Annotated in this window: 17 protein-coding genes and 1 riboswitch; of the genes, 8 read left to right on the top strand and 9 right to left on the bottom strand. The window is 71.1% G+C overall.

Annotation, left to right across the window (positions count from 1 at the left end):
- Positions 1–68: 68 nt before the first annotated feature.
- Positions 69–722: an aa3-type cytochrome oxidase subunit III gene (gene ctaE / locus ABD808_RS12025; RefSeq protein WP_344894523.1), complete on the bottom strand. Its 654-nt coding sequence runs from the start codon at positions 720–722 to the stop codon at positions 69–71.
- A 93-nt stretch (positions 723–815) separates the two neighbouring features.
- Between ctaE and ABD808_RS12020 the strand changes: the two genes are divergently transcribed.
- Both ABD808_RS12020 and trpD read left to right on the top strand, forming a co-directional pair.
- Positions 816–1,238, top strand: coding sequence for a hypothetical protein (locus tag ABD808_RS12020; protein ID WP_344894520.1), 423 nt, complete (start codon positions 816–818; stop codon positions 1,236–1,238).
- 24 nt (positions 1,239–1,262) lie between these two features.
- Positions 1,263–2,312 carry an anthranilate phosphoribosyltransferase gene (gene trpD / locus ABD808_RS12015; protein WP_344894516.1) on the top strand — a complete coding sequence of 350 codons (1,050 nt, stop codon included), beginning with the start codon at positions 1,263–1,265 and terminating at the stop codon, positions 2,310–2,312.
- A gap of 3 nt (positions 2,313–2,315) precedes the next feature.
- Here the strand turns inward: trpD and ABD808_RS12010 are convergent, their stop codons facing one another.
- The 3 genes from ABD808_RS12010 to ABD808_RS12000 form a co-directional block, all read right to left on the bottom strand.
- Positions 2,316–2,603 (bottom strand): Lrp/AsnC family transcriptional regulator, encoded by a 288-nt coding sequence (locus ABD808_RS12010; protein WP_344894513.1) that lies wholly within the window; start codon positions 2,601–2,603, stop codon positions 2,316–2,318.
- Between the two features lie 222 nt (positions 2,604–2,825).
- Positions 2,826–3,575, bottom strand: coding sequence for a rhomboid family intramembrane serine protease (locus tag ABD808_RS12005; protein ID WP_344894510.1), 750 nt, complete (start codon positions 3,573–3,575; stop codon positions 2,826–2,828).
- A gap of 5 nt (positions 3,576–3,580) precedes the next feature.
- The gene (locus ABD808_RS12000; protein WP_344894508.1) at positions 3,581–5,419 is read right to left on the bottom strand and encodes a DEDD exonuclease domain-containing protein; all 1,839 of its coding nucleotides are present in this window, start codon (positions 5,417–5,419) and stop codon (positions 3,581–3,583) included.
- A gap of 279 nt (positions 5,420–5,698) precedes the next feature.
- On the opposite strand from ABD808_RS12000, the gene ABD808_RS11995 reads away from it, so the two are divergent.
- From ABD808_RS11995 to ABD808_RS11980, 4 genes are all read left to right on the top strand, one after another.
- On the top strand, positions 5,699–6,976 hold the full coding sequence (locus tag ABD808_RS11995) for an NYN domain-containing protein (protein ID WP_344894505.1): 1,278 nt from the start codon (positions 5,699–5,701) through the stop codon (positions 6,974–6,976).
- Between the two features lie 319 nt (positions 6,977–7,295).
- On the top strand, positions 7,296–8,216 hold the full coding sequence (locus ABD808_RS11990) for a C40 family peptidase (protein ID WP_344894502.1): 921 nt from the start codon (positions 7,296–7,298) through the stop codon (positions 8,214–8,216).
- Positions 8,217–8,564: 348 nt separating this feature from the next.
- Positions 8,565–8,759, top strand: a riboswitch (cyclic di-AMP (ydaO/yuaA leader).
- A 107-nt stretch (positions 8,760–8,866) separates the two neighbouring features.
- Positions 8,867–10,177 carry a gluzincin family metallopeptidase gene (locus ABD808_RS11985; RefSeq protein WP_344894498.1) on the top strand — a complete coding sequence of 437 codons (1,311 nt, stop codon included), beginning with the start codon at positions 8,867–8,869 and terminating at the stop codon, positions 10,175–10,177.
- Positions 10,174–11,604: a M48 family metallopeptidase gene (locus ABD808_RS11980; RefSeq protein ID WP_344894495.1), complete on the top strand. Its 1,431-nt coding sequence runs from the start codon at positions 10,174–10,176 to the stop codon at positions 11,602–11,604. The genes ABD808_RS11985 and ABD808_RS11980 overlap by 4 nt, the downstream gene beginning before the upstream one ends.
- Positions 11,605–11,620: 16 nt before the next feature.
- Here ABD808_RS11980 and ABD808_RS11975 read toward each other — a convergent pair whose 3' ends face one another.
- The 4 genes from ABD808_RS11975 to ctaC all read right to left on the bottom strand — a co-directional run bounded on the left by ABD808_RS11975 (position 11,621) and on the right by ctaC (position 15,917).
- On the bottom strand, positions 11,621–12,913 hold the full coding sequence (locus ABD808_RS11975; protein WP_344894492.1) for a L,D-transpeptidase: 1,293 nt from the start codon (positions 12,911–12,913) through the stop codon (positions 11,621–11,623).
- A gap of 134 nt (positions 12,914–13,047) precedes the next feature.
- The gene (locus ABD808_RS11970) at positions 13,048–13,458 is read right to left on the bottom strand and encodes a cytochrome c oxidase subunit 4 (protein WP_344894489.1); all 411 of its coding nucleotides are present in this window, start codon (positions 13,456–13,458) and stop codon (positions 13,048–13,050) included.
- 3 nt (positions 13,459–13,461) lie between these two features.
- Complete coding sequence (gene ctaD, locus ABD808_RS11965; RefSeq protein ID WP_344894487.1) at positions 13,462–15,129, bottom strand: aa3-type cytochrome oxidase subunit I; 1,668 nt, start codon at positions 15,127–15,129, stop codon at positions 13,462–13,464.
- The gene (gene ctaC, locus ABD808_RS11960) at positions 15,126–15,917 is read right to left on the bottom strand and encodes an aa3-type cytochrome oxidase subunit II (protein ID WP_344894484.1); all 792 of its coding nucleotides are present in this window, start codon (positions 15,915–15,917) and stop codon (positions 15,126–15,128) included. Before ctaC ends, ctaD begins: the two co-directional genes overlap by 4 nt.
- Before the next feature lie 181 nt (positions 15,918–16,098).
- On the opposite strand from ctaC, the gene ABD808_RS11955 reads away from it, so the two are divergent.
- Positions 16,099–17,277, top strand: a complete 1,179-nt coding sequence (locus ABD808_RS11955) for a cysteine desulfurase family protein (RefSeq protein WP_344894481.1) — start codon at positions 16,099–16,101, stop codon at positions 17,275–17,277.
- Entirely contained in the window at positions 17,274–17,588 is a 315-nt protein-coding gene (locus ABD808_RS11950) for a sulfurtransferase TusA family protein (protein WP_344894478.1), read from the top strand. Before ABD808_RS11955 ends, ABD808_RS11950 begins: the two co-directional genes overlap by 4 nt.
- A 49-nt stretch (positions 17,589–17,637) precedes the next feature.
- Here the strand turns inward: ABD808_RS11950 and ABD808_RS11945 are convergent, their stop codons facing one another.
- Complete coding sequence (locus tag ABD808_RS11945; protein WP_344894475.1) at positions 17,638–18,624, bottom strand: carbohydrate kinase family protein; 987 nt, start codon at positions 18,622–18,624, stop codon at positions 17,638–17,640.
- Between the last annotated feature and the right edge of the window lie 130 nt (positions 18,625–18,754).

Below are 18,754 nucleotides of genomic sequence, written 5' to 3'. Positions count from 1 at the left end.
TCATGTCTGGTGGTGGGTCGGGCTGGTGGTGCGCGGTCGTCGGGCGCACGGTCGTCGGGCGGCGGCCACTAGTCGAGCAGGTAGACGGCCGAGAACAGGCCGATCCACACGATGTCGACGAAGTGCCAGTAGTAGGACACCACGATCGCGCTCGTCGCCTGCTCGTGCGTCCATCGCTTGGCGGCGTAGGTGCGCCCGAGGATGAACAGGAAGGCGACGAGGCCGCCGCAGACGTGCAGTCCGTGGAAACCGGTGGCCAGGTAGAAGATCGAGCCGTAGGCCGAGGACGAGAACGTGAGCCCGTCCTTGGTCACCAGGTTGTAGTACTCGAATCCCTGGCCCGCGACGAACCACGCGCCCATGAGGAACGACAGGACGTACCACTCGCGCAGGCCCCAACGTCGGAAGTTCAGGAGCCCGCCGTCGCGGCCGACCTTGCCGGCCTCCGCCTTGAACACGCCCATCTGGCAGGTCACCGAGGACAGCACCAGGATGGTCGTGTTGACCGACGACAGCGGCAGGTTCAGCGGGGCGCCGGGCCACGCCGACTGCCCGTCCTGGCCGATCGTCACGGAGCGGATCGTGAAGAACATCGCGAACAGCGCCGCGAAGAACATCAGCTCGGACGACAACCAGACGATCGTCCCCACGCTGACCAGATTGGGACGGTTCGCCCGTGCGTGAGGTGTTGTTTCTATCGCGGATGCTGTCACGGGCAGCATTATTGCGCCCCTATCCAGTGAGTGACGCATCACCCCCCATCTAGAGTTCCCGTTCGTGTCCCGCGGGCCCCCGACCGGGTACCCTTCACGTCCATGAGCACCACCCCGGATAGCCCCATGAAAGTCCTCGTCTACAGCGACGACGCGAACACCCGCGCACAGATTCGGATGGCGATCGGGCGCCGTCCGGCCGCGGGCCTCCCGAAGGTCGAGTTCGTCGAGATCGCGACGCAGCCCGCCGTCGTGTCGCGGCTGGACGAGGGCGACATCGACGTGCTGGTGGTGGACGGCGAGGCGCAGCCCGCGGGCGGCCTCGGCGTGTGCCGCCAGGCCAAGGACGAGGTGTACGACTGCCCGCCCGTCCTCGCGATCATCGGCCGCCGCGACGACGGCTGGCTGGCGACCTGGTCGCGCGCCGACGCCGTGGTGAGCCTCCCGCTCGACCCGATGGCCGTCGCCAAGGCCCTCGCCGGCCTGATGCGCGAACGCCTGGACACCCGCCTCCCGGTCCTGTAGGGCCGTCAACACCCGGTAGGGGACATGGACGCGCGCACCACCTGGCCCGCACTGCTCAACGCCCTCATCGCGGGTGACTCGCTGACCAGCGAGGAGACCGCCTGGGCGATGAACACCATCATGGCCGGGGAAGCCACCGACGTGCAGATCGCGGGCTTCGCGGTCGCGCTGCGCGCCAAGGGCGAGACGGTCGAGGAGGTCACCGGCCTCGCCGAGGGCATGATGGACAACGCCAAGCCCATCCACGTGCCCGGCCCCATCGCCGACCTCGTCGGGACGGGCGGCGACCAGGCCCACACGGTGAACGTGTCCACGATGGCGGCCGTGGTCGCCGCCGCCGCGGGCGTCCGGGTCGTCAAGCACGGCAACCGGGCCGCGTCCTCCTCGTGCGGCGCCGCCGACCTGCTGGAGCACCTGGGCGTCGCCATCGACCTGCCCCCCGAGGCGACCGCGCGCGTCGCCGAGGAGGTCGGCATCACCTTCTGCTTCGCGCCGCTCTACCATCCCGCGCTGAAGCACGCGTCGCGGACGCGCGGCGAGCTCGGCACGCCGACGGTGTTCAACTTCCTCGGCCCGCTGACGAACCCGGCGCGTCCCGGCGCCCAGGCGGTCGGCGTGTTCCACCCGCGCATGGCGGGCGTCGTCGCGGGCGTCTTCGCCTCCCGCGGCTGCTCGTCGCTGGTGTTCCGAGGCGACGACGGCCTCGACGAACTGACAACAACCGGCACCTCAACCGTATGGGTGGTCCGCGACGGGACGGCGACGCAGACGACGTTCGACCCGTCCGACCTCGGCATCCCCCCGGCCCAGCCGGGCGACCTGCGCGGCGCCGACGCCGAGTTCAACGCCCGCGTGGCCCGCGAGACCTTCGGCGGCGAACTGGGCCCCGTCCGCGACATGGTCCTCCTGAACGCCGCCGCCCTGATCACGGCCTACGAGGGCGCCCCCGCCCCGAAGGACCTGACCCCCACCCTCCGCGAGACCTACCACCGAGCCGCCACGGCAATCGACTCCGGCGACACAGCCGCCCTTCTCGACCGCTGGATAGCCACGTCCCAGCGCCTGCGCCCCTGACGCTCAGTCGGCGTCGGGAAGGCCCAGCGAGAAGGCCTGCTCCAGGTCGTGCTGGGAGTAGGTGCGGAAGGCGATGTGGGTCTCGGTGCTGACGACCCCGGGGACCTTGTTGATGCGGCCCGGAATGACGTCGTTCAGCGTGTCGTGGCGGCGGACGCGGACCATCGCCATGAGGTCGTGGTCACCGGTGATGGAGTAGACCTCGCTGACGCCCTCCAGCCCCGCGATCGTCTCGGCCACCTCGTGGATGCGCGCGACGTCGGCCTTGACGAACACGATCGCAGTGACCACTGCACCCTCCCCGGAGATCGTTACGGTCCGACCCTACGGGACCCCCGCACTAACCACGGGTCAGGGGGGCGGACAAAACCCCAGCCACCGTCACGGGTCGCGCGACCCGACGACGCAGGCGACCGCAGCGACACAAACGAACCGCGACAGGCCCCAAAAACCGCAACACGTCGTGAGGATCGCCTGCGTCGCAACGGGGGTTCCAGGGGGTCGCCCCCTGGGCTAACCGCGCGCCAGGGCAGCCAGTCGGTGGGCGGGGCCCGCGCGGCGGGCCAGTATGGCGAACAGGACGCCGGTGACGAAGCCGTAGATGTGGGCCGTGTAGGCCACGTTGCTCTCGTTGTCCCCTAGGGACAGCCATTGCAGGACGAACCAGTATCCGAGGACCACCCAGACCGGGAGGCGAACCACGATCACCGGCGGGACGTAGCTGACGACGCGGCCGCGTGGGTTGAGGATGACGTAGGCGCCCATCACTCCGGCGATGGCTCCGGACGCCCCGATCAGGGGGACGGTGGAGTCGGGTGACGTCCAGGCGAAGCCGTAGACGGCGACGAGCCCGAAAAGCAGGTAGGCGAGCAGGTAGCGGAGCCGTCCGAGGCGGTCCTCGACGCCCATGCCGACGACGAACAGCGCGACGAGGTTGCCCAGCAGGTGCAGCGCGCCCGAGTGCAGGAACATGGAGGTGAACGCGGACGTCCACGGCTTCTTGTGGAAGGCGGCGGGGCCGCAGTCGTGGGCGATGTCGGACGGGAGCGGCCGCTGGTCGCCGGTCGTCAGCTCCTTCGGCACGGCGCCGTACTGGTAGGTGAAGTGCGCGGCCCGGCACTCGCGGACCCGGCCGTGGCCGTACCAGGTGGCGAAGTTCGACATCGGCGTGAGCAGGAACACCACCACGTTCGCCGCGACCAGCAGGTACGTCATCCAGGGGACGCGCCGGGTCGGCTGGCTGTCGTAGAGGGGCAGTGCCACCCGCGTCACCTTAGCGGGCGGTTGTTCCTCGGGCGGGACGGCTCGTGCGACCCGTCGTGGCCGCTCTCATAGGCGCGGTCGATCCATTCGCGGAGGCCCTCGGCGCCGTGGACGGGGCACGTCCAGACGCCGTCCAGCTCGACGAGGCGGACACCGGGCAGGTCGAGCCAGCGCAGCACGCACTCCATCTCCTCGGCGGTGGCGCCCGTGGACGGCGGTTCGCCGAGCGCGACGCCGCCCGGCGCCTCGCCCGAGGGTGGGAAGACCGTCTCGGCGGTGGCGATGAGCGCGTCGACGTAGGGGCGCGGGCGGGCGCCCCGCGGAACGGTCCCCGCGGCGGCGAGCCGCCCGTAGCGCACGACGGCCAACTCCCAGCCGCCGTCGAACGCGGGACGGGCCGCGACCAGCTCGGGCAGCCGCGCCAGCCCGGCGAGGCGCTGCCCGCGCGCGGCGGCGCGAACGAACGCGGCCAGCCGGTCGCGCTGCGCGGCGGCCTCCTCGTAGCGCAGCTCGGACGAGAGCCGGTCGATGCGGACACGCGCGGCGGCGACGACGGGCCGCGCGTCGCCCGCCATGACCGAGCGGGCCGTCCCGACATGCAGGGCGTAGGCGTCGGCGGACTCGCGGCCGTCGCAGGGGGCGCCGCAGCGTCCGATCTCGGCCAGCGCGCACGCACGAATGTTCGCCGCCCCGGCTTTGCCGCGTTCGATCAGCCGGAGCGTCAGCCGCTGGGTGCACTGCCGCAGCGGGACGGCCTCGTGCAACGCGGCGCGCGCCTCCTCGGCCTGCCGCCGGGACGAGATCGGCCCGAGGTAGCGGGCACCGTCGGCGCGACACTCCCGGACGATCGACAGCCGTGGGAACGGCTCGACGGTCAGCTTCAGCCAGATCGCCCGTTCGGGGAACTTGGAGCGGCGGTTGTAGCGGGGTTTGTGCTCCGCGATGAGGCGCAGCTCGCGGACCTCGGCCTCCAGGGTGGTGGCGCACACGATCGTCCGGACGCTCTCGGCGATCCCGACCATCTCGCGGGCGCGCCAGCGGGTCTCCGAGCCGGTGAAGTAGCTGCGCACACGAGAGCGCAGGTCGCCGCTCTTGCCGACGTACAGCACCTCGCCCGCGTCGTCCTCGAACAGGTAGACGCCGGGCGCGCTCGGCACGTCGTCGGCGAGGTGCCGTTTGCGGCGCTGCTCGGGCGTGGGGGCGCGGGCGAAGCTGCGCATCTCTTCGAGCGAGGTGACGCCGAACGATCCGAGCCGCTCGATCAAGCCGTGCAGGACCTCGACGGTGGCGCGGGCGTCGGCGAGGGCTCGGTGCGTGGGTTCGTTGGTCGTCCGGAAGAAGCGGGCGAGTGTGCCGAGCTTGCAGTTGGGGACCTCGTCCTTGGACAGGACGCGCCGCGCCAGGTCGACGGTGTCGACGACGGGGAACGCGGGCCAGGCGTAGCCGCCCGCCGCGCACGCGGCCTTGAGGAAGCCGATGTCGAACGAGGCGTTGTGCGCGACGAGGACGCAGCCGCGCGCGAACTCCAGGAACGCGGGCAGCACCGAGTCGATCTTCGGCGCGGCCGTCACCATCGACGTGGTGATGCCGGTGAGGGCGGTGATGAACGGCGGGACGGGCCCCCCGGGGTCGACCAGCGTGCCGAGCTCGCCGAGCTCCTCTCCCCCGCGGACCTTCACCGCGCCGATCTCGGTGATGGCCGAGTCGGCGGCCGAGCCGCCCGTGGTCTCCAGGTCGACCACCACGAAGGCGACCTCCGCCAGGGGCGTGCCGAGATCGTCCAGGGTGCCCTGAACGCCCGCGCCCCGACCACCGGCCCCCTGGACACCGTGCACAGCCGTCATGAGCTGGACCGTAGAGGACCCCACCGACAGAAGCCGGGGCCGCTAGGGTTGGGGGGCGCCGGTACGTCCCGCCGGGCGGGGGCCGCGGGGACGGTTCGGGGAGGCCGGGCGCTATCCGTCCCAACGCACGTCCGCCCTGGTTAGGGCGCGGACGGCTCGGGAAGACACAGCCCACCGGCGGCGCAGCCCGGAAGGAGCGGGATCATCGACAGCGGCCCCGAAGCGACCCCCGGCGGCGAGGACACCGAGCGCAGACTGAGCCGACCGCTTCCCGAGGCGGTGCGCCAGGCGGTCGTGGAGGTCGCCGCCGAGGTGATCGGGGGCCTGCCCCTCGACGACGTCCCCGCGCCGCTGCGCCGGTTCGCGCGGTTCGAGCGGCGCAAGCGCGCCAAGCTCGCCGGGCAGCACATCGCGGCGGCCCTGGAGAAGGATCCCGACTTCCGGCGGCGCGTCGCCGCGCCGCTCCGGGAGAGGCAGGCCGACCTGGTGGAGGCCGTGGAGGACGGGGCCGTCCCGCCCGCCGCCGACCCGGTGCGGGTCGCGGTGCTGGCCTACCTGCTGCGCCCCGAGGGGTGGACGGATCTGGTCGAGGCCGCAAGAGCCGACCTGGAACGCTCCGCGTCCGCCTCTGAGGAGGAGGCCGCCGAGCGCCGGATCACGGCGCTGAAGGAGGAGCTGGCCACGGCCCGCGCCGCCCGCGCCGCCGAGACCGACCGGCTGCGCGCCGAGCTGCGCGAGGCCAAGACGGAGGTCGCGGATCTGCGCCGCAAGCTGCACGAGGCGCGGTCCCGGTTCCGGGCGGCGGAGAAGCACGCCGGGTCGATGGAGGCCGCCGCCGAACGTGAGCTGGCCGCCGCGCGCGAGTCGACCGCCGCGTCCGAGAAGGAGCTGCGCAGGCTGCGGGCCCGCGCCGCCCAGGCCGAGGCCGCCGCCGAGGCCGCCAAGCGGGCCGCGCGGGAGGGGCGCAACGTCGAGGACGTCCGGCTCCGGATGCTGCTCGACACGCTCGTCGACGCGGCGCAGGGCGTGCGGAGGGAGCTGGCGCTGCCGTCCACCATCGGGCGCCCGGCGGACGCGGTCGGCGCCCTGGAGCCGGACCGGCTGGCCCACCGCGCGCTGCCGGGCCGGGCACTGTCCGACAGCGACCCGCAACTACTCGACCGGTTGCTGACGCTGCCGCGCGTCCACCTCGTCGTGGACGGCTACAACGTCACCAAGACCGGCTACGGCGACCTGCCGCTGGCCGACCAGCGCAGCAGGCTGCTGTCGGGGCTCGGCGGGCTCGCCGCGCAAACCCGCGCCGAGATCACGTGCGTGTTCGACGGCGCGGAGCTGGACGCGCCCGTGGCGATCGCGGCGCCGCGCGGCGTCCGGGTGCTGTTCAGCCGTCCGGGGCAGACCGCGGACGAGCTGATCGCCGACCTCGTCCGGGCGGAGCCGCAGGGCCGCGCCATCGTCGTGGTGTCGTCCGACCGGGAGGTGGCGGACGCGGCGCGCCGGGCGAGCGCCCGCCCGTGCCCGTCGACGCTGCTGCTGCGGCGGCTCGGCCGCTCGTAGGGCGACCAACCGGCCGTGGGCGATTAAGACGCGGATAAGGCCGTCATAAGGAGCGGCTCGCGGTCCGTGACCTGCCTTTCACGGAGAGTGGACACTTTTCCCCCGATGTCGATCAAAGAGAGACGAATCGGTTGTGACGGGTGTTGACCCTCGCTAGTGTCGTCCGCTGACGTCGTGGACGAGAGGGGCGAAACCGACCGTGGCCAAAGATCTCAACGGGACACCAGCGCAGCGGCGTGACCGGAGAGGCGGCCTGGCGAGCAGAGGCGTATCCCGCCGCCTGGCGGCCGTCACCTGCCTGACCCTGACGGCTTCACTCATGTCTCCGCTGGCGGTGGCGCACGCCAAGCCGAAGCAGAACAAGGCGGAGGAGCAGAAGAAGCTCAACAAGCTCAACGAGGAGATGGACCAGAAGGTCGAGAAGTACAACCAGAACCGCGAGCAGCTCAAGGTCGCCAAGAAGAAGCTCGACGCCGCGACGAAGGCCTCCAAGAAAGAGGAGACGGCCTTCGAGGAGCAGCGCGCCAAGATCGCCCAGATGGCCGCCACCGCGTACAAGAACGGCGAGCAGACGGACGTGACCGGCTTCGTCGGCAGCAGCGACCCGCAGGCGGTCCTCGACCAGGCGGCGGTCCTGTCCCATCTGTCGCGGGACCGCGGCTCCCAGCTCACCCAGTTCCTCGCCACCACGCAGCGGCTGCGGCGAGAGCAGTCCGTCGCCAAGACCGCCTATGACGAGGTGAAGACCAAGTCCGACGACCTGAAGAAGCAGAAGGCGGACCTGGACAAGAAGGTCAAGAAGCAGGAGGCGGTCGTCCGGAGGCTCGGCGGCGGCACGTCCTCCTCCGGGGGCGGCATCGGCGGTACCTACAACGGCCCGGCCAGCGGCTCGGCCCGCGCGGCGCTCAACTTCGCCTTCGCGCAGAAGGGCAAGCCGTACCAGTACGGTGCGGAGGGTCCCGGCTCCTACGACTGCTCCGGCCTGACCATGAAGGCGTGGGCGGCGGCGGGCGTGAACATCACCCGCACCACCAACTCGCAGTACGCCGCCACCAAGCGGGTCAACAAGAGCGACCTACAGCCCGGTGACCTGGTGTTCTTCAGCAGCCTCGGCCACGTCGGCCTGTACATCGGCAACGGGCAGATGATCCACGCCCCGCGCACGGGCAAGAACGTCGAGATCGTGAACATCACCTCGGGCTACTACCTGAGCAACTACTACGGCGCCGGGCGTCCCTGACGTTCGGACGGCTCGTCTTCCGGCAACGGACCAGGCTTTGACCTGGTCCGTTGTTAATTTTGTAGGGGTTTGCCTTCTCTTGGGGCTTTGGTACCTTGTACCACTCACGGCGCCGGCCAGGCGCCGGGTGCCCGCGACGCCCACCAGGCGCCGCGTGACGGCGGCGCGAGCCACGTGCCGCCTTCCCCCCCGGCCGGACCCGGCCCACCGTGCGCACGCCGAAGCGTGCATGGCGCTGAGCGCGCTGCCACGGCGGTTCCACGGGCCGTCCGCGCACGACAACAGGCGCCGCTCTTTCGCACGCGGGAGACAGGTTCCGCGCACGGGCCCCATCTCGCCCCCAGGATCGCAGCGGCAGCGCCGAGTCCGCCGAACGGCGGAACCGGGGACCCACAGCGCCGGAGTCCAGGGACCGTTCCTGGACGACCCCCGGCGCCCGGGGTGAATCGGTGCGCCTCTCCGGAGAACCGGTGAGGGCCCACCGCAGGGCCACTTCCTCGCCCGAACCCGTCAGCTAACCCGGTAGGCGTCTAGGAAGAACGAAGGAGTGAATTCCGCAGCGTTACCTGGGCGTGGTCGCCCCGTGCGGCCACGCCCTCTTTCGGCTTCGCATCGGCATGCCCATCCGCTGGCTGCATAGGATCGCGCGCATGGAGGACGGCTCCGCCCACAGCGACAGGCACAGAGGCACGCAGGGCGGCACCCACGGCGGGCCCGTCACGCGGCGCAGGGCGCTTGCCCTCGGCGCGGGCGGGGCGGCCGCGCTGCTCGCGGGCGGCGCGGGCCTCGTCCGCGCGCGGTCCGGCGGCGAGACGCCCGACGCACGCGCCATCGGCGGGAACGGTGCTGCCGCCGCGTTCACGCCCGGCGACGCCGCCACCGTCCTCGACAGCCGCGCGCGGGCCGTGCGGACCGGCGACCGGACGGCCTTCCTCACCACGGTCGGCTCCGCACCCACCGCGTTCCGGGACGCCCAGTCCCGCCTGTACGGCAACATCCGCGCGCTTCCCCTCGACGGCTGGCGGGAACGCGCCGTCGCCACCCAGACCGTGGACGGCGCGAAGGACGTCGCGATCCTCCGCGTCGAGACCCGGTACCGGCTGCGCGGCTTCGACCACGGCGACGTCGCCCGCACCCGGTACCTGGCACTGGCCCCGCGCTCGGGCGCCTGGACGATCGTCGGCGACGGCTCGTCCCACAACCTGCACGACGACGCCGAGATCTGGGACGGCGGCCCACTGTCGGTGGTCAACGGCCGCGCCAGCCTCGTCATCGGCGACGCCACCGGGCTCGACGAGATCGCCGGACGCCTCGACGCGGCCGTACCCGTCGTCAGCGGCGTGGTCGGCGGCACCTGGGCGCGGCGGGTCGTCGCGCTGGTGCCCGCCTCGGCGTCCCTCGCGGCCGCGCTCGCCGGTCCGGGGCAGCGGCTCGGCGAGATCGCCGCGCTCGCGACCCTCGCGCCGTCCGCCGAAGGGGGCGCCGGGGAGGACCGCGTCATCATCTCCCCCGGCACGTTCGGCCGCCTCAACAGCCTGGGACGCGACGTCGTCCTGACCCACGAGCTGACCCATGTCGCCACCGGCGGCGCCCGCGACCGGACGACGCCGCTGTGGCTCATCGAGGGCTTCGCCGACTACGTCGGCTACCGGGGCGCGAAGATCTCCGTCCGGTCGGCGGCCGGGGAGCTGCGCCGCGAGGTGACGGCCGGACGGATCCCCGCCGCGCCGCCCGCCGCCGCCGCGTTCTCCGGCGGCTCGCCGCGTCTGTCCCAGGCCTACCAGGAGGCATGGCTCGCCTGCCGCATGATCGCCGCCCGATACGGTGAGGCGACGCTCGTACGGCTCTACCGGACCGCCGGGCGCGTTCCGGAGGAGACCGCGCTGCGCGACGTGCTGGGGCTCACCCGGGACCGTTTCATCGCCCTGTGGCGCGACTATCTGAAGAAGGAACTCGCATGAGTGAGCGCAGCGAGGCGGGAGGCGCGGGGAGCCGTCCCCTCACGGAGGACAGGAGCGAGGAGGCGGACGGCGGCACGCGGACGCGACGGCCCCGGACGGCCGCCGCCATCACCGCCGCCGTGCTGTTCACCGCGGTCGGGGTCGTCCTCGCCCTGACCACGCCGTGGAACCCGCTGCCCGGCGACGTCCCCGGCGGGCGGGTGCGGCCCGATCCGGCGCTCGACTTCTCCCCCGCCGAGATCGCCCGGTCCCGGGCGTTCGACTCGGCCATCAACCCGCCCGCCTACGCGGGCCTCGTCGTCGGCCTCCTGGTGATCCTCGCGCTGGGGCTGAGCCCGCTCGGCGCGCGGCTCATCGGCCTGGTCACGGGCCGTGTCCGCCGCCGGTTCCTGCGCGTCGTCATCGCGTCCGCCGCGCTCGCGACGCTGCTGCGCGTCGTCGGGCTCCCGTTCGACATCTGGGGCGAGTCGGTGCTGCGCCGGTACGGGCTGTCCACGCAGACGTGGCCGGAGTGGCTCCTGGACCAGCTCAGGTCACTCGGCGTCAGCTGGGTCATCACCACGATCGCGTTGCTGCTCCTGTACGCGGTGGTACGCCGCTTCCCCCGCTACTGGTGGACGGGCGCCGCCGCCGGGGGCTTCGTCCTCGTCGTCCTGGTGTCGTTCATCTACCCGATCGCCGTCGAGCCGGTGTTCAACAAGTTCCACTCGCTGCCGCAGGGGCAGTTGCGCAGCGACCTGCTCGCGATGGCGCGACGGGACGGCGTGCCCGTCAAGGACGTGCTCGTCGCGGACGCCTCCAGAAGGACGACGTCGCTGAACGCCTACGTGTCGGGGTTCGGCTCCACGCGCCGGATCGTCCTGTACGACACGTTGCTGAAGTCGCCGCGCCCCCAGGTGGAGTCGATCGTCGCGCACGAGCTGGGCCACGCCAAGCGCGACGACGTCCTGTACGGCACGCTCGTGGGCGCGCTCGGCATCGCCGGGGCGATGTGCCTGCTCTACCTCCTGATGACCTCTCCATGGCTCCTGCGCCGCGCGGGAGTCGCCCCTACCGGTCCCCCCGGGGAACCCAGAGAGCCCGGGGAACGTGAACGCGGTGGGGCGGCGGATCCGCGGTCCATCGCGCTCGTCCTCGCGCTGGTGGCGGCCGGGACGCAGCTCGGCGCGCCCGTCCAGAACCTCGTGAGCCGTCGCATCGAGGCACGGGCCGACGCGCACGCGCTGAACCTCACCCGCGACCCGTCGACGTTCGTGTCGATGCAGCACGAGCTGTCGGTGCGCAACATCTCCGACCTGAAGCCCGACGCCCTGGAGTACCTGCTGTGGATGACGCACCCGTCCGGGCCCGACCGGATCGCCATGGCCCGCAACTGGGCGCGCATGCACCACGTCCCGGAACCCCCGCCGCTGCGCCGAGCACCGTGACGGGCGAGGCGCGCTGTCAGTGGCCCTCGGCGCGCGGCTTGTCCGGCTGCTGGGAGCCCTGCCGCTGCGCGGACAGCGTCGCCGCGTCCTCGCGCGGCGCGGTCGTCACCGACCGTTTCAGGGCGCTGCCCTTCACCCAGTCGTTCCACTTGAGCTGCCAGTAGCCCCAGCCGTTGTCCGGTTCGAGTTCCCGGTCAGTGCCGGTCACGGTCACCACGTCACCGCGCTGCGACAGCCGGTAGAACCACGCCGCGTCGGACGGGCTGACATTGATGCAGCCGTGGCTGACGTTCTCGCTGCCCTGGGCGCCGACCGACCAGGGCGCGCTGTGGACCCACTCGCCGCTCTCGGAGATCCGCACCGACTTGTACACGGTCAGGCTGTAGCCGCCGGGGCCTCCGGGGCTGACCCCCATCCACTCCGACGTCATGACGGTGGGGTCCTGCTTGTCCATCGTCAGGTGGACGCCGTTGGTGGTGGTGAACATGCGGGCCCCGCCCCTGCCCATGCTCGTCGGAATGGTGCGGGCCTTCTTCCCGTTGACCTTCACCACCATGTGGTGGGTGTCCTCACCGGCCGTGGAGATATGCGAGTCGCCGATCTTGAAGTTGACCGCATAGTTCTTTCCGCCGTACGCGTTCCCGCCAGTGCGCACACCACTGAGATGGGCCCGGAACGACACATTGGTGTGGGCGGGCCAGTACTGCTTGGTCCGGAACACGACCTGCTGGTCGTCGAACCAGTGCCAGGCCCCCTCCACCGTCTTGTCGGACCGCACCTCCAACGCGCGCTCGACCGCCTGCCTGTCCTTCACCGGACTGTCGAACCGCATGATGATGGGGATGCCGACGCCGACCGTCTCCTTGTTGTACGGGGCCTCGACCGTCGCCTTGTTCGTCTGCTGGACCTGGGCGGTGGTGAAGTGGCTGTCGACCGTCCTGGTCTTGCCGTCCGGGCCGATCGCCGTGGCGCCGACCGTGTAGGTCTTGCCGGGTTCGAGCGACCAGCGCGACGTCCAGTGCGTCCGGTCGACGTTCAGGTCGCCCTCGACCGGCCCCTTCCCGGCCGACACCGTCACGTTCGCGATGGTGCCCCGGTTCGCCTGGACGGCGATGGGGCTGTCCGGCCGGAGCGCTCCCCCGCCGCCCGCGGGCGACACCGTCAGCTTCACGGCGTTCGCGTCGTCCTCCCCGCCGCCTCCGGAGCACGCCGCCGCGCCCGCCATCATGCTCGCCACCGTCCCGGCGCCGACGAGCGCCGCCGCCGTCCGCCGTCCCCGGTCACCCGGCCCTGAACCGCCCACCCGCATGTGGTCCCCCCGGTCGTGCCACTGGGCGATCGGTCCGCGCTCCCAGCCCCGTCGCTGGAACGGCGCCCAGTATGTGAAAGGGCCGGTACCCGCAAAAAAGCGGACACCGGCCCCTCATGGGGTTCTTTTACCGATCAATGAGCGAAATGACCCCGGTAGTACTCGAAGACCAGACCAATCGTCGACAGCAGCGCCGCGGCCACACCGAGAATGACCAGCCACCAGCCGAACACGATGCCGAGCGCGACCGCCGCCGCCGACAGGCCGACGAACAGCGGCCACCAGCTGTGCGGGCTGAAGAAGCCCAGCTCCCCCGCCGCGTCGGCGACGTTCCCCTCCGGATCGTCCTCGTACAGGGGGCCGCCGTTGGCGTCCTCCAGACGTCGGACGGTGAAGTGCACGTAGAACCCGATGAGCCCGGCCAGCCCGACCGCCAGCGCCAGCGCCGTCGTGCCCGTCCAGTCGCCCGACCAGAACCAGTACACGAGGTCGGTCGCGAGGAAGAACAGCGCGGACCCGTAGAACATGAACGCCTGGACGCGCATCGTCTACTCTCCCTTCGTCCCGGCCAGCTCGCCCGCCGCGCCCACATGGGGATGGTGCAGGTCGAACGCCGGCCGCTCGGAACGGATCTTCGGAATCGAGTTGAAGTTGTGCCGTGGCGGCGGGCAGGACGTCGCCCACTCCAGCGAGGAGCCGTAGCCCCACGGGTCGTCGACCTCGACGCGCTTGCCCCGCTTCCACGTGATGTACACGTTGTAGAAGAACGGCAGCATCGACGCTCCGAGCACGAACGAGAAGATGCTCGACACCTCGTTCAGCCCGTGGAACTCGTCGGCGTAGTCGGCGTACCGGCGCGGCATGCCAGCCGCGCCCAGCCAGTGCTGGACGAGGAACGTCCCGTGGAAGCCGATGAACAGCAACCAGAAGTGCACCTTGCCGAGCGTGTCGTTCAGCATCTTCCCGGTCCACTTCGGCCACCAGAAGTAGAACCCGGCGAACATCGCGAACACCACGGTGCCGAACACGACGTAGTGGAAGTGCGCGACGACGAAGTAGGAGTCGGACAGCTGGAAGTCCATCGGCGGGGAGGCCAGGATGACGCCGGTCAGCCCACCGAACAGGAACGTCACCAGGAAGCCCAGCGCCCACAGCATGGGCGCCTCGAACGTGAGTTGTCCTCGCCAGATGGTCCCCACCCAGTTGAAGAACTTCACCCCCGTGGGCACCGCGATGAGGAACGACATGAACGAGAAGAACGGCAGCAGCACCTGGCCGGTGACGAACATGTGGTGCGCCCACACGGTGATGGACAGGCCCGTGATGCTGATCGTCGCGAACACCAGGCCGATGTAGCCGAAGACGGGCTTGCGGCTGAACACCGGCAGGATCTCCGTCACGATCCCGAAGAAGGGCAAGGCGATGATGTACACCTCGGGATGCCCGAAGAACCAGAAGAGGTGCTGCCAGAGCAGCGCGCCCCCGTGCGCGGCGTCGAAGATGTGCGCGCCGAGCTTGCGGTCGGCCTCCAGCGCCAGCAGCGCCGCGGCGAGGACCGGGAACGCGATCAGCACGAGGATGGAGGTCAGCAGGACGTTCCAGGTGAAGATCGGCATCCGGAACATCGTCATGCCCGGCGCCCGCATGCACAGGATCGTCGTGATGAAGTTGACGGCGCCCATGATGGTGCCGAACCCGGACATCGCCAGGCCCATCACCCACATGTCGCCGCCGATGCCCGGCGAGCGAACCGCGTCCGACAGCGGGGCGTAGGCGAACCAGCCGAAGCTGGCGGCGCCGTCCGGGGTCAGGAAGCCCGCGATGACGATGAGGCTGCCGAACAGAAACAGCCAGTACGCCAGCATGTTCAGGCGCGGGAACGCGACGTCCGGCGCGCCGATCTGGAGCGGCATGATGACGTTGGTGAACCCCGCGAACAGCGGCGTCGCGAACATCAGCAGCATGATCGTGCCGTGCATCGTGAACAGCTGGTTGAACTGCTCGTTGCTGACGATCTGCCGGCCCGGGTCGAACAGCTCCGCGCGCATGATCAGCGCGAGGACGCCACCGAACAGGAACATGAAGAACGAGGTGATCAGGTACAGGTAGCCGATCACCTTGTGGTCGGTGGACGACAGCCAGGACGCGATGATGCGCCCCTTGGTCGTGCGCGGCGGCGCGGCGGGCGCGCTCGGTGCCGCACTGGTCGTGGTCACTTGGCACCTCCCGCGGCCAGTGCGGCCTTGGAGTTGGCGATGTAGGCGGCGTACGCCTCGGGCGTGACGACGCGGAGCTGGAACAGCATCCGGCTGTGGTCGACGCCGCAGAGCTCGGCGCAGCGGCCCTCATAGGTGCCGAGCTTGTTCGCCGTGAACTCGAACTCGTTGGTGTAGCCCGGCATGACGTCCTTCTTGTAGATCAGGGCGGGCACCCAGAACGAGTGGATGACGTCGTTGGCGTGCAGTCGCACGCGGACGGTCTTGCCCGAGGGGATCGTCATCACCGGCTTGGCGGGCGCGGGCCCGTTGGGGTTGACGGGCTGCCCCACGACGGAGGCGACGAGCTGCTCCTTACCCGTGGCGTCCTTCTCCTTGTAGTCGAACTGCCAGCTCCACTGGAACCCGGTCACGTCGACGACGACCGCGGGGTTGGCGCTGGTCGTCTCGACGTAGTCCTCGTCCCTGGCGGTGAAGTAGAACAGGACCGCGATGATGACGAACGGGACCGCCGTGTACAGGATCTCGATCGGCATGTTGTAGCGGACCTGCGGCGGCAGGTCGTCGGAGCGCTTGCGGTGGAACAGAATCGCCCAGATGATCAGGCCCCAGACGACTCCCCCGACCGCGAACGCCGCGATCCAGGAGCCCTGCCACAGGTGGAGCATGCGCTCGCCCTGCTCGCTGATCGGCTCGGGCATGCCCAGGCGGCTACCGCTGCACGCGGTGGCGGACAGCGCGAGCAGCCCCAGCGCGCCCGTGCTCTTCAATGCGCGAGCGCTTTTCATTGCGCGGCGACTGCGCACAGGCGTACGCCGCTCCCTAGAGCGGGTCGGACTCACGGAATGCCTTCCCCACGGATGAAAGCCCGGTCTGCCGGGCGGAGAGATCAGTTGTCACACGTGTGCTGGACACCCTAGCGCGAGGGTCGCGGTATCCCCCGATCGGGTGCCCGGTTAGTGTTTCCGCGTGGCCGAAAAGAGCGCGCCCGGCGTCTACCTGGACGCCGCGTCCACCGAGCCGTTGCATCCCAATGCCCGATCCATGCTGCTGACCGCCCTCGACAACGCGTGGGCCGACCCGGCCCGCCTGTACGGGACGGCCCGCGGCACCCGCATGCTGCTCGACAGGTCCCGCGAGATGGTCGCCATGGTCATCGGCGCCCGTCCCGACGAGGTGTCGTTCACGTCGTCGGGGACGCAGGCCGTCCACCTGGCGGTCCTCGGCGGGCTGCGGGCGCGGCGCCGGGTCGGGCGGCACCTGGTGGTGAGCGCGGTCGAGCACTCCAGCGTCCTGCACGCCGCCGAGGCCCACGAGCGCGACGGCGGCGAGGTGGCGATCGTCGGCGTCGATCTGATGGGCCGCGTCGACCCCGCCGAGTTCGCGGCCGCACTGCGTCCGGACACGGCGCTCGCGTGCCTCCAGTCGGCCAACCACGAGGTCGGCACCGTCCAGCCCGTGGAGGAGGTCGCGCGGGCGTGTCGCGACGCGGGCGTTCCCCTGTTCGTGGACGCCGCGCAGTCCCTCGGCCGGATGGAGGTCCCCGGCGAATGGTCCCTCCTCGCGGGCAGCGCCCACAAGTGGGGCGGGCCCGCGGGCGTCGGCGTGCTCGTCGTCCGCAAGGGCACCCGGTGGCGTTCCCCGCTGCCGGACGACGAGCGCGAGGGGCGCCGCGTCCCGGGGTTCGAGAACGTCCCGTCCATCGCGGCGGCGGCATGGTCGCTGAACGCGTTCCGCGTCGAGATGCACGAAGACGCCGAGCGCGTCTCGGCGCTGGTGGACCACATTCGCACCGAGGTGCCGCGGATCGTCCCCGACGTGGAGGTGGTCGGCGACCCCGTCTGGCGGCTGCCGCACCTGGTCACGTTCTCGTGCCTGTACGTGGAGGGCGAGGCGCTGCTGACCGAACTCGACCGGTTGGGTTTCGCGGTTTCTTCCGGAAGCTCGTGCACGGCGGATACGCTGCGACCAAGCCATGTGCTGGAGGCGATGGGAGTGATTACCCACGGGAACGTGCGGGTATCGCTGCCGCGTGGCGTCGTTTCGGCGGACGTCGACGGTTTCCTGGCAGTCCTGCCCGAGGCCGTCGCGCGCCTGCGCCGGGCGGCGCTGACCGACGTCGAGACAGGGAGGCGGTCGCGCCCATGAGGTTCCGAGGCCGCGCCAGGAGCGGGGCGCCCGCCACCGCTCCGCCCCCGCAGGCGCCCGCCGACCAGGCCGTCGCTCCGCCGCCCACGCTCGTCATCGACGCCCTCGGCCGCAAGTGCCCCATCCCGATCATCATGCTGGCCGAGCGGATCCGCGAGGTGCCGGTCGGGCAGATCGTCGCGGTCCTCGCCGACGACGCCGCCGCCCGCACCGACGTGCCCGCCTGGTGCCGCATGAAGTCGCAGGACTTCGTCTGGGAGGAGACCCTCCCGCAGGGCGGCTGGGGCTTCCACATCCGCCGGACCTACTGAACGACAAGCCGAAGGGCCGCGCCGTCGACGGCGCGGCCCTTCGACGTTGTCACGGGTTGGGGCAGGTGATGTGCGGGGCGACGTCGTCGGCGGCGGACGCGCCGTAGGCGGCGGCGAAGCGGTCGATGAACGCCTGACGGCCCAGCGTGTACTCCTGCGGGCCAGCGGACTCCAACGCGTGCGCAGCGATCGTGTGACCGACCTGCGCGGCGCGTTCGACGGGCAGCTTCCACGAGAGCGCCGACAGGAACCCGGCGCGGAAGGCGTCACCGACGCCGGTCGGGTCGACGACGTTCTCGACGGGCACCGACGGGACGTGCAGGCCCTCGGCGTCCTTGCGGTCGATCACGACGCCCTTGGCGCCGAGGGTCGTGACCCGGCTCCCGACGCGGGACAGGATCTCCTCGCCGGACCAGCCGGTCTTCTCCTCGGCGAGGGCCTTCTCGTACTCGTTGCTGAACAGGTACGCGGCGCCGTCGATGAGGCGGCGGACGTCCGCGCCGTCCATCCGGGCGAGCTGCTGCGAGGGGTCGGCGACGAACGGGATCCCCCGGTCACGGCACTCGTCGGTGTGCCGCAGCATCGCCTCGGGGTCGTTCGGGCTGATGATGACGAGGTCGAGCCCGCCCACCCGGTCGGCGACCGGCCGCAGCTCGATGGAACGGGCCTCGCTCATCGCCCCGGCGTAGAACGTGGCGATCTGGTTCTGGTCCTGGTCGGTGGTGCACAGGAACCTGGCGGTGTGGTGCACCTCGGAGACGCGCACGGACGCGGTGTCGACCGCGTGCCGTTCGAGCCAGGACCGGTAGTCGGCGAAGTCGTCGCCGACGGAGCCGACGAGGATCGACTGCTCACCGAGGCTGCCCATGCCGAAGCAGATGTTGGCGCCGATCCCGCCGCGCCTGATCTCCAGCTCGTCCACCAGGAAGGACAGCGACACCCGATCCATCTGGTCGGGCAGGAACTGGTCGGTGAATCGTCCTGGGAAGGTCATCAGATGGTCGGTCGCGATGGACCCGGTCACGGCGATGCGCACGGCGTCGCTCTCCTCGTCGTGGTCGTCCGGCTGTTCACCGGCTTTTTCGAACCCGGAAAGAGTACTTACCCATCGCATCACAGATTCGCGCCGGGCGAGCCGAAGAAGGGGCGGGACGGGCCCCGTGATG

The sequence above is a fragment of the Actinomadura meridiana genome, from assembly GCF_039537545.1.
In the GTDB taxonomy this organism is placed as follows: domain Bacteria; phylum Actinomycetota; class Actinomycetes; order Streptosporangiales; family Streptosporangiaceae; genus Spirillospora; species Spirillospora meridiana.
This window is presented reverse-complemented; position numbering and strand designations above follow the sequence as displayed.

Coding starts and splice junctions, on each gene's coding strand:
- ctaE (WP_344894523.1), bottom strand. CDS start 722: ATGCTGCCCGTGACAGCATCCGCGATAGAAACAACACCTCACGCACGG.
- ABD808_RS12020 (WP_344894520.1), top strand. CDS start 816: ATGAGCACCACCCCGGATAGCCCCATGAAAGTCCTCGTCTACAGCGAC.
- trpD (WP_344894516.1), top strand. CDS start 1,263: ATGGACGCGCGCACCACCTGGCCCGCACTGCTCAACGCCCTCATCGCG.
- ABD808_RS12000 (WP_344894508.1), bottom strand. CDS start 5,419: ATGACGGCTGTGCACGGTGTCCAGGGGGCCGGTGGTCGGGGCGCGGGC.
- ABD808_RS11990 (WP_344894502.1), top strand. CDS start 7,296: ATGTCTCCGCTGGCGGTGGCGCACGCCAAGCCGAAGCAGAACAAGGCG.
- ABD808_RS11985 (WP_344894498.1), top strand. CDS start 8,867: ATGGAGGACGGCTCCGCCCACAGCGACAGGCACAGAGGCACGCAGGGC.
- ABD808_RS11980 (WP_344894495.1), top strand. CDS start 10,174: ATGAGTGAGCGCAGCGAGGCGGGAGGCGCGGGGAGCCGTCCCCTCACG.
- ABD808_RS11975 (WP_344894492.1), bottom strand. CDS start 12,913: ATGCGGGTGGGCGGTTCAGGGCCGGGTGACCGGGGACGGCGGACGGCG.
- ABD808_RS11970 (WP_344894489.1), bottom strand. CDS start 13,458: ATGCGCGTCCAGGCGTTCATGTTCTACGGGTCCGCGCTGTTCTTCCTC.
- ctaC (WP_344894484.1), bottom strand. CDS start 15,917: ATGAAAAGCGCTCGCGCATTGAAGAGCACGGGCGCGCTGGGGCTGCTC.
- ABD808_RS11950 (WP_344894478.1), top strand. CDS start 17,274: ATGAGGTTCCGAGGCCGCGCCAGGAGCGGGGCGCCCGCCACCGCTCCG.